This window comes from Acidovorax sp. FJL06 (genome assembly GCF_003852545.1).
Classification (GTDB): Bacteria; Pseudomonadota; Gammaproteobacteria; order Burkholderiales; family Burkholderiaceae_C; genus Acidovorax.
Window position 1 is genome coordinate 160,691 of sequence record NZ_QAJR01000010.1, and the last position, 12,586, is coordinate 173,276.

Below are 12,586 nucleotides of genomic sequence, written 5' to 3' on the forward strand. Positions count from 1 at the left end.
GCGCTAGTGCAACATGCCCAAGCAGCTATTAAATAAATAGCAATCAACCCTGCGCGGCAATCTGCCGCAGTGCCTGCTCAAACACCTCCACCGGCTGCCCGCCCTGGATCAGGTGGCGCTCGTTGATGATGATGGCGGGCACCGAATGGATACCGTTTTGCAGATAGAACTGCTCACGCTCACGCACCGCGTCAGCGTAGCGGTCTGAGGCCAGCAAAGCCCGCGCTTCGGCCACATCCAGCCCCACCTCCTCCGCCACGTTCACCAGCACCTCGTGGTCGCTGGGGTTCTGTCCGTCCGAAAAATACGCCGTAAACAACGCATGTTTGAGCTGGGGTTGCAGGCCCTTTTCTTCGGCCCAGTGCAGCAGCCGGTGCGCGTCAAAGGTGTTGTAGATGCGGCTGCGCTTGTCCATGCTGAAGGTGAACCCCAGCGCCGCTCCACGCGCCGCGATGGCCTCGCGGTTCTTCTGGCTCTGCTCGGGCGTGGCACCGTATTTTTCTTGCAGGTGCTCGCCAATGTCCTGGCCCTCGGGCGCCATCTGCGGGTTCAGTTCGAAGGGCTGAAAGTGCAGGTCCAGCGCCACCTCGCCCTGCAACCGGTCCGCCGCCTGCTCCAGCGCCTTGAGGCCGATGATGCACCAGGGGCAGGAGACATCGGAGACGAAATCGATTTTGAGGGTGGTGGGCATGGGAGGGGTTCCTGCGGGCAAAGAGGGGAATGGTAGGCGGGGTGGGTTAACCGTGGGGGTGGCGGGTTTCTGGCGCACCGAATGGGGGATTTGGGCCCGGAGCCGAAGTCAACAAAGCGGCATAGATTGAGCCACTTCTCGACGACGGTCTGCGTCATTTGTCTAGGGCCACACCAGCGCTGCTAGCCAAAGAGCCTGAAAAAGAAAATACAAGCGAGCGCAGCCAAGAACACCGCGAGGCATTCCACTGCACACAAGCCAACCCAAAATCTCAGTGTCTCATTAGCTCTAAACGACATGCTCGTTCTTGTGCGAACGACGCCTGCTTTAAGTGCAACGATGGGGACAATGATCGGAAGGGCGATCCAGCAAAAAAGCCCGAAATAGCCAGCTACTGTGCGAGCTGAGCCGAGTGGAAGCCTGGTCACTATCACAGGCAACGCGATTGCCCCCAACACGCACAGCACACCCGGCCAGTAGATGCGAGTCGCCGTGGGCACGAAGAATCTGCGAATACGCTGAGATGCCGACATATAAAGTGAAAATAGGAATGTCCGGTTCCACCGCCGAAATTAGCCGTCCAGTTTAGACGCCACCACCTCCATCCCCCGCAACTCCGTCTTCAACACCTTCCCGTAACTGTTCTTCGGCAACCCCACCACCCACCGGTATTCCTTGGGCCTTTTGAACCGCGCAATGTGTTCCAGACACAAGGCATCCAGCACCGTATCCGCCACCGCCCCGCCCTCGCCCGCGACGAGGAAGGCGACTACCACCTCGCCCCATTCCGCATCGCGCTGCCCCACCACGGCGACCTCGCGCACCTGGGGGTGGAGCAGCAGCACCTCTTCCACCTCGCGCGGGTAGATGTTGCTGCCGCCGGAGATGATCACGTCCTTGGAGCGGTCCTTGAGCGTGAGAAAACCATCGGCATCCAGCGCGCCCATGTCGCCGGTGTTGAGCCAGCCGCCCTGCAGCGTCTGCGCCGTGGCAGTGGGGTTGTTCCAGTAGCCGGGCATCACGGTGTCGCCACGCACCACCACCTCGCCGGTCTCTCCGGTGGGCACAGGCTGGCCTGCGGCATCGACCACGCGCACCTCCACCAGCGACTGCGCCACGCCGACGGACACCATGCGCTCGGCCCAGCGGGGGTGGTCGCGGTCGGCCAGCTGGGCGCGCTGCAGGGCGGTGATGGTCATGGGGCTTTCGCCCTGGCCGTAGATCTGTGCAAAACGGTTGCCCATCACGGCCAGGGCGTTGCGCAGGTCGTCGGCGTACATGGGGCCACCGCCGTAGACGATGGTCTTGAAGCCGCTCACATCAGCACCCGTGGCGCGCACATGGTCCACCAGGCGGTGCACCATGGTGGGTGCGGCAAACAGCGTGAGCTGGCCCACGCTGGCCGCGAGCTGTACCAGCTCGGCAGGCTCGAAGCCGCCCGACAGCGGCACCACATGCCGCCCGCCGCGCAGCACCTGGGCGTAGTTGTACAGGCCCGCGCCGTGCGACATGGGTGCGGCGTAGACCATGGCGTCGCCGGGCAGCACATCGTCCACATCGGTGAAGTAGCAGGCCGTCATGGCCAGCAGGTTGCGGTGGGTCTGCATCACTCCCTTGGGGCGGCCGGTGGTGCCCGAGGTGTAGAACAGCGATGCCAGATCGTCCGGAGCGCGGTCGCACACGGGCATGGGGGCGTGCAATACGGCGGCCTGGTAGGCCTCGGAGCCCAGCACCAGTGTGTGGACGGGGTCGGCACCGGCCTCGTGTGCGGCAGCAAGCAAGGCCTCGGACACCAGCACCACGCGCGCGCCAGAGTCGGCCAGCACATAGGCCAGCTCTTTGGCGTGCAGCTTGTAGTTGACGGGCACGGACACAGCACCCGCCCACAGGATGGCGTGCAGCGCCTCCAGGTACTCCGGCGCGTTGGCGGCGTAAATGGCCACGCGGTCGCCTGGCAACACGCCGTGGCGCTCGCGCAGGCAGGCGGCCAGCGCGGCGGTGCGGGCGCCCAGCGCCTGGTAGGTGAGCAGCAGTTGATCGCCGTGCAGCACGGCGGGCTGTGCGGAATAGAGCTGCGCGCTGCGGCGCAGCAGGTGGGCGATGTTCATCGTGTGTCCCCCATCGGGGCAGAGTTGCCCACACCACTTCCTATCGCTGCCAGCCGCATGCCGTGTCTCCTTCTTGCCATGAGACAGCCACTGTATGCAAACCCGGCAACGCCGCCCAGTCGATCAACTACGCAAGGAGAAACCCGCATCGGCCCGCCCCACAGACGGAGCGCGGTACAGAGGGTTACCAGATTCCGGCAATTCCCCACACACCGTGGCGTTGAAAGCCTGCGGCCTAGACTGCATCTGAACCCCAGCCCCGCAGCCCTGCGCCGCCGTTGCGCACTCTGCGGAATCGCTCCTTTCATTTGGCTTTTGGCCCCACCGCATGAATACCGAACAGCAAAAATCCATCCTCACCATTGCCTTGCTGGCCGCCTTTGCGGATGGCACCAAGGACGACGCCGAGCGCGAGGAGATCCGCCGCATCGCGCAGTCGCTCGCGGGCGACAGCGGCATGGCCGACCTGCCGCGCATCTACCAGGATGTGCTGCTGAAGCGCACCAGCGTGCAGGCCGCTACCGCCGCGCTGAGCGACCCGGCCCACCGCCAGCTGGCCTACGAGATGGCCGTGTGCGTGTGTGATGTGGATGGGCGGCAGACAGCGGCGGAGGCGCAGTTTCTGGCCACGCTCAAGGCCGCACTGCAGCTGGGCGCGCAGCAGACGGCGGCGTTTGAGCACGATGCCGATGCGCTGGTGGAGGTGGTGGAAAAATCCGCCCCCTCGGCCACGCCCTGGGGGGCGGCGGGCGCTGCGGCCTATGCTGCGGCGGCACCGGCCCCTGCAGCCACCACGCCCCCCGGCCCGGCCGATGCCGCGCTGGACAAGTCCATCCTCCACTACGCGCTGCTCAACGGCGCGCTGGAGCTGCTGCCGCAGTCCTGGGCGTCGATGGCCATCATTCCCTTGCAGGTGAAGATGGTGTACGGCATCGGCAAGGCGCACGGCGTGGAGCTGGACCAGGGCCACATCAAGGAGTTCATCGCCGCTGCGGGCGTGGGCATGACCTCGCAGTACCTGGAGCAGTTTGGCCGCAAGCTGCTGGGCGGCCTGCTGGGCAAGGTGGCGGGCCGGACCGTAGGCGGCATGGGCAGCGCGGCCACGGGCATGGCGTTTTCTTTTGCCACCACCTATGCACTGGGCCAGGTGGCCAAGCGCTACTACGCCGGGGGCCGCGTGATGAGCACGGCCATGCTGCGCGAGAGCTTCCAGAACCTGCTGGGGCCCGCCAAGCAGATGCAGTCGCAGTACCTGCCGCAGATCCAGCAGCAGGCCGCGACGCTGGACGCGGCCAAGGTCATGGCCCTGGTGCGGGGCGGCTGAGCGGGTTCACGGCCGAATAAGAAGCTATATTTTTGATAGCCTCCAGCGCTTGATGGACAAGCGCAAGGTGCCCATACAAGCATCAAGAAAACTCCGTGATACATGAGCGCCCCAAGGGGTGCATGGGTGCGGACGCGCCCTGGCAGGGGCCCGAATGCGGCGGGCCCGCAACACCGCCGCGCCTTGCGGCAAACCATGTGGCGCGCGCGGCAGCCCATGACAGAATCGGCCCATGCTCGACCACACGGACCCTGTCGCCTCCATCATCCCGGCCATGTCGCTCGACTCCCCGTCCGACAACGCCATGACCGCGCTGTCCCGCCTGGCGCTGGGGCCCGTCAACACCGACTATTACCTGGCTGTCTTCGAGCGTTTTGACAGCACCGGCCGCACGACCACCACCTGGAACTGGGCCGCCTGCCTGGCCACGCTGAACTGGATGGTGTTCCGCCAGCTCTGGGGCGCGGCCCTGGTCTACGTGGCGGCGGCCGAGGGGCTGGCCCTGATCGTGTTCGGCATCGGCCGGTCCTTCCTGCACTGGCCGCCGGGCGTGGAGCTGGGCGTGCTGGGCGCGTTTGCGTTGCTGGCCTTTGCGGTGCCGGGGCTGTATGGCAACGCCCTTTTGCATGCCGACATCCGCAAGCGCATCGCACGGGCGCTGGCGGCCTCGCGCACCGTGCCCGAGGCCTGCGCGCTGCTGGAGAAGCAGGCCAGCTCGCGCAAGCGCCTGCAGATGGTGGTGCTAGCCAATGGGGTGCTGGGCGTGGCGGCCCTGCTGGCCTACCTGGCCTGGTCGCCATCAGACACCCCGCCCCTGGCGCTGGAGCCCGCCGTGACCGTGGCCCAGGCCACGGCAGCCGCCACAGCAGCGTCGAACCCCACCCGGGCTATCGGCCAGGCCGAGCCCGCGTCGAGCGCCCTGCCCGAACCCACACCTGTGGCCGAATCCCGGCCCGACCCGGCGGCACCGACACAGGCCTCCACGCCCACGCCCACGCCCACGCCCACGCCGGCACCGGTGGCCGCAGCGGCCAAGGCGGCGGCCCCTTCCCAGGCTTCCGCCTCCGTGGCCCCGGCCTCTGCCCCCACCCCGCCGCCCCCTGTTGCGGCACCGGCCGAGCCCTCCCCTGCGGCGCGGCCCGCCTCTACCGCCCCCGCCAAGGCAACGGCACCGGGCAAAGCCGCAACACCGGCAGCATCCGGCCGCGCATCGGCCCCCACGGCTTCGGCCGCCAGCGCACCCGCACCACGGCGCGAAGCCGCCAGCCGCGCCAGCGCCAGCACCAAACCCAAGGCCCCGGCGTCAGCCACGGCCGCAGCGGGGGCCGATGCCCCGCTGCCCACGGTGGGCGCGGCGGCGGGCTACTACATCAATGTGGGCCTGTTTGCCGAAGAAGCCAACGCACGCAAGACACAGGCACGTCTGCTCAACGAGGGCCTGCCCGCCTTCCGGCAGGCGCTGGACGGCGCCAAGGGGCGGCGCATCCGCGTGCGCGTGGGGCCCTACGACACGCGCGCGCAGGCCGACGCAGCGGCAGAAAGCATCCGCGCCATGGCCCTGGAGGCCGTGGTGTTCAAGCAGCCGTAAGCCGCCCACACCGGTGTGCATTCAACAAGGTAAAACCGTTCACACGAAGTCCGCCCTCCGACAAGCCGATGACAGGCGGGTCGAAGCGCCGCGCAAGGCTTCGACAAGCTCAGCCCGAACGGCCTTTGATGGACTGAACCCCAATCCACTTCAATTGCGGCCCAGCGCCCACTGCCGCACCTGCGCCACCACCCAGGCCGGGTCGTCCAGCGGCAGGTCGTGGCCTGCAAACGGGTGCATCACCAGGGGCAGGTTCCACGCGGCAGCCAGCGCTTGTGAACAGGCACTTGCCACCAACGGGTCATGGCGGCTGGCCAGCAGCAGCAAGGAGGGCTGCGGTGCGGTGGCCGGGGCCCGGTAGCGCGCGGCGGCCAGCAACTGGCGCAGCGCGTTGCTGGCCGACACCGGCCGCTGCCGGCGCACGGCCGCCCAGTGCGCCAGCACCGGGGCGCGCTCTGCAGCCAGGTTGCTCGTCATCGCCAGCACCTGCTGCTCCACCGCTTCGGCCGGGCGGGGCAACAGCACCAGCCGCAGCAGGGCGCCATAGTTGCGCGGCCGCAGCCGGTGGTAGAACGGGCTGAACGGGCGCAGGCTGGTGTTGACCAGCACGCCGCTGGCGATCTCTGCCGGGGCCCCATGCGCCCATTCCACCGCCACCATGGCGCCCAGGGACATGGCCAGCAGGTGGTAGGGCGGCACCAGGCCGCGCGCCGCCAGCTCGGCGCGGCAGGCCTGCACCATGCCCGGCACCGTGGTCGGTGACGGGCGGTGGTGCCACCGGCCATTGCCGGGCAGATCGACCGCCAGCACGGCATCCCCCGGCAGCGCCTGCTGCAGGTCGGCCACCAGCCCGCCCCAGTGGGCACTCTCGCGGGTCAGTCCGCGCAGCAGGATCCATTGGCGCATGGTGCAGCGCTCCGTTTCAGTACCAGGCCGCGAGCGCATCGGCGCGGCGCTGTGCGCGCTGATCGGGCGCGGGCACCCAGCGCGCATGGCTGCAGGCCGCACGCGCCAGGAAGTCGAGCAGCGACAGGTGCCGCCGCAGCACGCGCTGCTGGCGGTGGTCGATGAGCGGGTTGAAGATGCCGTTGCGCGAGAACAGCTGCCGGGGGTTCTTCTTGATCCACAGCCACGACCCCATCTCCAGCGTGAGCGGCAGGAAGGTGTGCGTGGGCACGGCCTGGCAGGCCTGCAGGTACAGGTGGTCCCACAGGTCGCCGTGCGCCAAGTACTGCGTGCTTTGGGGTTCGATGATGTAGGGGTGGTGGCTGTGGGCCTGCAAAAAGATCTCCTGCAGCGCATGCAGCTCGGCCAGGTGGGCGATGGGCTTGCGCGTGTGCGCAAACGGAAACCACAGCCGGTCCTTCACGCCAAAGCCCGAGTGGCAGTCCAGCGCCATGCTGAAGGGCCGCGCCAACAGCTGCGCCGTGGCCACCTCGCACAGCGCCTGGCTCTCGGCCTCCATGGGGTCGCCCAGGCGCCCCCGGTACCAGGGCAGGCCCGCGCTCACCCGCTGCCCGCCCACCCACAACGGCACCCGGTCCACGGCGTCCACCGGCGCATTGCGCATGAGGTCCACGCCACGCGGATTGGCCCGCGTGGCCGACCACATGCCGCCGGGGTTGACGATGGGCATGAAAACCAGGCGCACCTGCTCCAGCTGCCGGTGCAAGGTGGTGTCCCACTGCAGGCGCATGACCACGTTCTGCAGGTAGGCGATGACCACCTCGGCCCCGATGCGCTCCAGCCCGTGCACACCACCAAAGAAGCCCACGGCCGGCACGTCCAGCCCCGGGTTGCCCACGCCGATGGCGTAGACCGGAAAACGCTCGCCCGAAACCACCTGCACTTGCCGCACCACCTGCACATCCAGGTGGGGCGCCCCCTGCTCCAGGATCTTTTCCAGCGCCAGAAGCTCGGGCAGCATGCGGTTGTGGGAGGTTTTTGAAGAAGACGGGGGCCGGGTTTCACCGCGAGGATAGCGCCCGCCGGCCCGCACCGGGTGGGCCACCGCGGCACATGGGCGCGCCTGTGGGGTTTGCGCCAATCGACGCGAAACCGTCACACAAGGGCGCTACCTTGCCCGAAGTCACCACCTTTGGAAGAGGCACACATGCTCTGGAAATTGCTCGGATTGCAGCGGCTGCTGGATGAGCTGTTCGATGAACGGGGCTGGCTGAGTTTTGACCTGCCCCGCACCCACGAGTGGGCCTGCGACGATGCCCCGGCCGCTGCGCAGGACTGAGGCCTACCGCTGGGCCGTGGGCCGCGGCATGCTGGTGTGCGCCCTGGCCTGGGGACTGGTGGAGCTGCTGGCGCTGCAGCGCTCGCGCTACCAGCAGTGGCGCCAGCGGCAGCAGGCCCCCGCGCTCAAGTGATGGGGGTGGTGGCGGCCACCGCCCGGTTGCGCCCCGCGTTTTTGGCCTGGTACATCGCCACGTCGGCGGCCGACAGCAACGCATCGATCCCCCACCCCAGCCGCGCGGAATCCGCAATGCCCAGGCTCACCGTCACGCGCACGCCGGGGTCTGCGGCGCCCAGCACCTGCGCATCGGCGACCCGGGCGCGCAAGCGCTCCGCGAATTTCAGCCCCTGCGCGCTGTCGCAATGGCTGAGCAGCAGCACGAATTCCTCGCCGCCAAACCGGGCCGCCAGGTCGCCCTCGCGCAGTTCGGCGCGGACCACGTCCGCCACCACCTGCAAGGCCCGGTCGCCCGCCGCATGGCCCAGGCTGTCGTTGAGCTGCTTGAACCAGTCGATGTCCAGCACCAGCACGGCCACATCGAAGCGGTAGCGCATGGCCTGCGCCAGCACACTGCGCGCCTTCGTGATGAACGCGCGGCGGTTGGGCAGGCCAGTGAGGTAGTCGGTTTCAGACTGTTCCTTGAGCTTTTCGATGAGCCGGTCCCGCTCGCGCTCCAGGTCCTGGCGCCGGCGGGTCTGGCTTTGCAGCGAGCGCACCGCACCGATGACGGCGGCCATTTCATCGTCGGCCACGGGGTCGGGCAAAGGCGCTTGCAGGTCATCGTTGGCCAGCGCCTTCAGCGCCCGCGTGGTCTTGGCCAGGGGCTGCAGCACGCGGTGCTGGATCACATACAGCGCGCCCCCCAGCACCAGCAGCAGCACCCCGGAGCCCACCAGCGCCCAGACCAGCACGCGCAGGGCGCGCTGGTACTCCTGCGATGCGCGTGCACGGGCCTGCACCAAGAGCGCGTCGCGCAACGCCAGGAGGGGGTTCATCTCGGGCACATACCGGGCCGCGAACTCGGCGGCCGACAGGCCATAGCGCCCGTCCCCATCGCCCTGCGCCAGCACCTGGCCCAGCAGCTCCTGGGCCACGCCAAAGTAGCGCGCCTCCACCGCATCCCAGGCCTGCGCGACCTCGGGGGCCTTGTCGGGCAACTGCAGCCGCAGCTCCACCAGCGCGCGCAGCTGCGCAATGCGCCCCCGTGTCTCGTCGATGGCGCGGCGCTCTGCCGGTGAAAACGGCTGGCCCTTGACCACGGCCGCCGTGAAGTGGGAGCCCAGCAGGCCGGCATATTCACGCAGCCCGGCCGCCAGGCGCGCGCCCTGCACGTCGTCACCCAACGCGGGGTAGGCGTGCTGGGCTGCACTGGCCAGGGCATTGCTCACCGGCGACAGCAGGGGCACCACCGCCACCATGCCGTAGACCGCATCGCGGATGGCCTCGGCCGAGCGCTGGGGCTGCGGCAGTGCCAGCACCAGGTCCACCCCCGCACGGGCCTGCGCCAGCGCGCTGTGCGCGGTCTGCAGGCTCTGCACCAGGTCGATGCCGTCTGCCCTGGGGCGGGGGGCCGCAGCCACGGCCTGCCGCAAGGCCTCGAACGCCTGGTCGGTGCGGGCCCGCGCCTCGTGCAGCGCCTGGGCCCGGGGCTGCGCCATGGGCAGCGCATCGCCGAGTGCCCCGTTGGTGGGCCCGCGTTCGCGCGACACCATCTCCACCGCCACCAGCCCCAGTTGCAACTGCTCCAGCCAGCGCAGGCTCTGCGACGCCTTGTGCACGGATTGCCATTCGGTGGTGGCCAAACGCCCCACCAGCGCCATCGTTGCCACAAGAACGAGGGCGCCCAGCAGGTGGAGCATTCGATGGAGTTGCATGAACGGACGGCAAGCGCTAGGCAGGAACCACACCCAAAACAGAAAGCAGGAAAGCCGCACCCGCGGCGCCAAGGCCGGCACGGCGTGCTGCGGCCTGCAGGGATTGTATGAAGATGTGTCTGCCCGCTATCTGCCCGCCACCTGCGCACAGCCTGCCCGCCCGCTGCCAGCCATGGGGCCACGCCGCCAGAGCCCGAGGCCCCGGCCTTTCAGCACCCCAAACGCCCGCGGTGACCGGCCCCGGTGCGCCCTTTGCGCGGGCCGCACAGAAGCCTCAGGCGCTGGCAGGGCATGCACTCTATCGGTCCGGGCGCTCTCGCACCTAAAATCACGCAGGCCCTCGACACATGGAGAGGGCCGATCGCAATTCAAACCAACGAAGAAACAATCATGGCAACTGCAAAAAAAGCTCCAGCACCCGCAAAGAAAGCCGCCGCCAAGGCCGCAGCACCCGCCGCCAAAAAGGCAGCTCCGGCCAAGAAGGCTGCAGCGCCTGCCAAGAAGGCCGCAGCCCCCGCGGCCAAGCCCGCAGCCGCAGCCGCCGCCGTGCTCAAGCCGATCAAGACAGCGTTCAACAAGACCACGCTGGTGGCCCACCTGGTCGAGCAATCGGGCGTGGAACCCAAGGCCGCCAAGGCCGTGCTGGCCGCCCTCGAAGCCGCCATCCTGGGTTCGGTGCACAAGAAGGGCTCTGGCGAATTCACGCTGCCCGGCGTGCTGAAGATCGGCCTGCAGCAAGTGCCCGCCAAGAAGAAGCGCTTCGGCAAGGACCCGTTCACGGGTGAAGAGCGCTGGTTCCCCGCCAAGCCCGCATCGGTCAAGATCAAGACCCGCGCGCTGAAGAAGCTCAAGGACGCCACGGCCTGATCCTGATGGCCCCTGGTGCATGGGGCCCTGCCCCCTGCACGCCCAGCCCCCTCTGCAATCACCCGGTGATCACGCCGGATGCCGTGGGGCTGGCATGCAGCGCAGCCACTGCCGCAGCGCGGCGTGACAGCACCGCCCCCTGGTTGATGTAGCCCTTGTCCGTGATCTCGCCGGCATCGGCGTCGGGCGGCGCCCCCATCACCATGGCCCGCGCGGGGCATTGCGACGACCCCGCCCCGGCACTGCGCCGCGCCCGCATGAGCGCACGCAATGCTTCCTCCAGCCGGGCCGCATCGGCCGCCCCGGCTGCCGACGGAAACACCAGCATCCCCACTTCGTCCCGGTTGTGACCGGTGAGCACGATGTCCTGCACCAGCGGCGCAAGCTGCGACACCAGCTCCACCCGCAGCGTGCCCACCGACACCCAGCTGCCACTCGACAGCTTGAAGTCCTCGGCCACGCGCCCGTTGAACACCACGCCGCGCTCGGGCCGCTCGGCATCGGCCAGGGTGCCCGCGTCGCCAATGCGGTAGAAGCCTTCGCTGTCGAACGCGGCCGCCGTTTCGCGCGGCGCGTTGCGGTAGCCGGCAAACACCGACACGCCCTTGACCCGCATCTCCAGCTTGTTGCCGTTGGGCACCAGCTTGAGCTCCACCCCCGGCAGCGGCGCCCCGATGCAGCCCGCACCCTACAGGCCCCAGTGGGCGGTGGTGACGGCAGGCGCGGTCTCGGTCGAGCCCCACGAGGTGGTCAGCCACAGGGGCCGCGCGGGGCGCACCCGGTGGGCCAGTGCCTCCAGCCGCTGCCAAGTGGACGGGGCCAGCGCCGCCGCCGCATAGAAGGCCAGGCGCATGCGTGCCAGCACCTCGGCCGCCAGCGCATCGTCGGCCTCCAGGAAGGGCAGCAGCATGTCAAAGCCCCGGGGCACGTTGAACAGCATGGTGGGCCGCACATCGCGCAGGTTGCGCACGGTCTTGTCGATGAGCCCTGGCACGGGCCGGCCTTCGTCGATGTAGAGCGTGCCGCCGTGGCACAGCACCATGTTGAGGTTGTGGTTGCCGCCGAAGGTGTGGCTCCAGGGCAGCCAATCGACCAGCACCGGCTTTTCCTGACCCAGGAAGCGCCAGGTCTGGGCCATAATCTGCTGGTTGGCGCACAGCATGCGGTGCGTGTTGATGACCACCTTGGGGCGGCCCGTGGAGCCCGAGGTCAGCAGGTACTTGGCATGGTCATCGGGCACCAGCGCCTCGAAGGCTTCGCGCACGGCCGGCGTCTCCTGCCCACGCTGCAATTGCCCAAACGCCAGCGCGCCCGGGCAGGTGTCGGCATGGCGGCTGAAGACCTTGATCGCATCCCCGCTCCAACCCGCCAGGGCCGGCGCGTAGATGCGGGCGTCCGACGCATAGACCAGGCTGGGCTCCAGCACGGCCAGCATGCCGTGCAGGCGGCCCGCATCCTGGGAGCGTGCGTAGGCGCTCGACAGCGAACAAGGCGTGATGCCCACATGCATGGCCGCCAGCATGAGCACCGCGTGGTCCACCGCGTTGTCCGACAGGATGGCGATGGGCCGGCCGGCAGGCAGCTTCAAGTCCAGCAGCGACTGGGCCACCGCGCCCACCGCGCGGCGCAGTTGTCCGTAGCTCAGGCCGCACCATGCCTCGCCACGCTCATCGCGCTCGGCCAGGGCCAGCGCATCGGGCGTCTCCAGGGCCCAGCGCTCCAGCCACTCGCCCACGCAGCGCGCATAGGGACGCAGGGCCACGGGCGAACGCAGCGTGAACGAGCCATCGTCAAAGGACATGCGCACCGTGCGCGGGGGGGCGATCTGGTCTTCGTCGTCAAGGAATGCGGGGTGCATGGTGGGATCTCTCGCGGAAAGGTGGGGAGCG

General features: G+C 68.7%; 10 protein-coding genes and 1 pseudogene. 5 read left to right on the forward strand and 6 right to left on the reverse strand.

Annotation, left to right across the window (positions count from 1 at the left end):
* Window positions 1-43: 43 nt before the first annotated feature.
* Together DBV10_RS06255 and DBV10_RS06260 are read right to left on the reverse strand one after the other, a co-directional pair.
* Window positions 44-691, reverse strand: coding sequence for a DsbA family oxidoreductase (locus tag DBV10_RS06255; protein WP_124511666.1), 648 nt, complete (start codon window positions 689-691; stop codon window positions 44-46).
* Between the two features lie 572 nt (window positions 692-1,263).
* The gene (locus DBV10_RS06260; protein ID WP_124511668.1) at window positions 1,264-2,799 is read right to left on the reverse strand and encodes an AMP-binding protein; all 1,536 of its coding nucleotides are present in this window, start codon (window positions 2,797-2,799) and stop codon (window positions 1,264-1,266) included.
* Between the two features lie 328 nt (window positions 2,800-3,127).
* On the opposite strand from DBV10_RS06260, the gene DBV10_RS06265 reads away from it, so the two are divergent.
* Window positions 3,128-4,123, forward strand: a complete 996-nt coding sequence (locus tag DBV10_RS06265) for a YcjF family protein (protein ID WP_124511670.1) — start codon at window positions 3,128-3,130, stop codon at window positions 4,121-4,123.
* Window positions 4,124-4,355: 232 nt separating this feature from the next.
* Window positions 4,356-5,711: an SPOR domain-containing protein gene (locus DBV10_RS06270; protein ID WP_124511672.1), complete on the forward strand. Its 1,356-nt coding sequence runs from the start codon at window positions 4,356-4,358 to the stop codon at window positions 5,709-5,711.
* Window positions 5,712-5,861: 150 nt separating this feature from the next.
* Here the strand turns inward: DBV10_RS06270 and DBV10_RS06275 are convergent, their stop codons facing one another.
* Window positions 5,862-6,617 (reverse strand): alpha/beta fold hydrolase, encoded by a 756-nt coding sequence (locus DBV10_RS06275; protein WP_124511674.1) that lies wholly within the window; start codon window positions 6,615-6,617, stop codon window positions 5,862-5,864.
* A 16-nt stretch (window positions 6,618-6,633) separates the two neighbouring features.
* Entirely contained in the window at window positions 6,634-7,638 is a 1,005-nt protein-coding gene (locus DBV10_RS06280) for a M14 family zinc carboxypeptidase (protein WP_124511676.1), read from the reverse strand.
* Between the two features lie 186 nt (window positions 7,639-7,824).
* On the opposite strand from DBV10_RS06280, the gene DBV10_RS23305 reads away from it, so the two are divergent.
* Together DBV10_RS23305 and DBV10_RS22855 are read left to right on the forward strand one after the other, a co-directional pair.
* Window positions 7,825-7,956 (forward strand): hypothetical protein, encoded by a 132-nt coding sequence (locus DBV10_RS23305; protein ID WP_255424825.1) that lies wholly within the window; start codon window positions 7,825-7,827, stop codon window positions 7,954-7,956.
* Window positions 7,931-8,089, forward strand: a complete 159-nt coding sequence (locus DBV10_RS22855; RefSeq protein ID WP_199740051.1) for a hypothetical protein — start codon at window positions 7,931-7,933, stop codon at window positions 8,087-8,089. The genes DBV10_RS23305 and DBV10_RS22855 overlap by 26 nt, the downstream gene beginning before the upstream one ends.
* Here DBV10_RS22855 and DBV10_RS06285 read toward each other — a convergent pair.
* Window positions 8,082-9,830, reverse strand: a complete 1,749-nt coding sequence (locus DBV10_RS06285) for a diguanylate cyclase (RefSeq protein WP_124511678.1) — start codon at window positions 9,828-9,830, stop codon at window positions 8,082-8,084. The genes DBV10_RS22855 and DBV10_RS06285 overlap by 8 nt on opposite strands.
* Window positions 9,831-10,220: 390 nt before the next feature.
* Between DBV10_RS06285 and DBV10_RS06290 the strand changes: the two genes are divergently transcribed.
* Window positions 10,221-10,697 (forward strand): HU family DNA-binding protein, encoded by a 477-nt coding sequence (locus tag DBV10_RS06290; RefSeq protein ID WP_124511680.1) that lies wholly within the window; start codon window positions 10,221-10,223, stop codon window positions 10,695-10,697.
* Between the two features lie 58 nt (window positions 10,698-10,755).
* On the opposite strand, the pseudogene DBV10_RS06295 reads toward DBV10_RS06290, so the two are convergent.
* Window positions 10,756-12,555 (reverse strand): annotated as a pseudogene (locus DBV10_RS06295) (feruloyl-CoA synthase).
* Between the last annotated feature and the right edge of the window lie 31 nt (window positions 12,556-12,586).